At 70.4% G+C, this 1,382-nt stretch carries 1 protein-coding gene; it reads right to left on the minus strand.

Features of this window, described 5'->3' with window-relative positions; all coding sequences use genetic code 11:
• On the minus strand, positions 1-1,382 hold a 1,382-nt coding region (locus ABZ646_RS46655), incomplete at both ends, for a type I polyketide synthase (RefSeq protein WP_360533870.1).

The following is a 1,382-nucleotide window of genomic DNA, read 5'->3' on the forward strand; positions in this document are numbered from 1 at the left end:
CGGATCACCCGTTGTTGGGAAGGACCGTTGGGAGCGGTGAGGCCGTTGGAGGCACCGTCCTGGTTGACGGCCGAGCCACGCACCACCGCCAGCACTCGGTGGCCGTTGCGCCGGGCGTCCGAGAGCCGTTCCAACGCCAGCACGCCCGCGCCCTCGGCCCATCCCGTGCCGTCGGCAGATGCCGCGAAGGACTTGCAGCGGCCGTCGACCGACATGCCGCGTTGCCGCGAGAAGGCTATGAAGATGCCGGGCGTCGGCATCACCGTGACACCACCGGCCAGTGCGATCGAGCACTCTCCCGCCCGCAGGGCCTGTGCGGCCAGGTGCAGTGCCACGAGAGAGGAGGAGCAGGCGGTGTCCACGGCGACCGACGGGCCCTCGAAGCCGAGCGCGTACGACACCCGGCCCGACAGCACGCTGGCCGAGGCGCCGAGACCGAGCATGCCCTCCAGCTCGGCGGGCACGGGTTCCACGCCAGACCCGTAGTTGTGATAGGTCACGCCGGAGAAGACACCGACGTCCGTGCCGCGCAGGGCAGTGGGGTCCAGACCGGCCCGTTCCAGCGCCTCCCACGACGTCTCCAGCATGAGCCGCTGCTGCGGGTCCACGGCCAGCGCCTCGCGGGGCGAGATGCCGAAGAACCCGGCGTCGAACTCACCCGCGTCGTGCAGGAAGCCGCCTTGCCTGGCGTAGCTGGTGCCGGTGTGGTCCGGGTCGGGGTGGAAGAGGGAGTCCAGGTCCCAGCCTCGGTCCGTCGGGAAGTCACTGACGCCGTCACGGCCGTCGAGTACGAGGTCCCACAGTTCCTCGGGCGTGGTCACGCCACCCGGCAGCCGACACGCCATGCCGACGATGGCGACCGGCTCGTCCGTCGTCGCCGGGGCGGCCGCCGGCACCGCGGCCGCGGGGGCCGGCAGGTCGTCGACCAGCTCTTCCAGCAGGAAGGCGGCGAGGACCTGTGGTGTCGGGTAGTCGAAGAGGAGGGTGGCCGGCAGGGTGCGGCCGGTGAGGGCGTTGAGACGGTTGCGCAGTTGGACGGCGGTGGCCGAGTCGAAGCCGATCTGGTTGAACACCATGTCCGGTTCGATGGCGTCCGGCGAGGAGAACCCCAGGACGGCCGCGGTCTCCCGGCGGACGGTGGCCAGCAGGATGCGTTCCTGTTCCGGTGTGGACTGTCCGGCGAGGCCGGCGGTGAGAACGCCGGTGTCCGAGGGCGGTTCCGCGATGCCCGGCAGCTGGTCGGCCACTGAACTGACGGTGTCGGCACCTGCGGAAGGGACGTTTTTGAGCCAGTAGTGCTGGTGTTGGAAGGGGTAGGTGGGGAGGTGTGGGGCGGTGTGTGGGGGTGTGTTGGTGTTGTGGTTGAGGAGGGTGGGCCAGTT

This window comes from Streptomyces sp. NPDC007162 (assembly GCF_040634175.1).
In the GTDB taxonomy this organism is placed as follows: domain Bacteria; phylum Actinomycetota; class Actinomycetes; order Streptomycetales; family Streptomycetaceae; genus Streptomyces.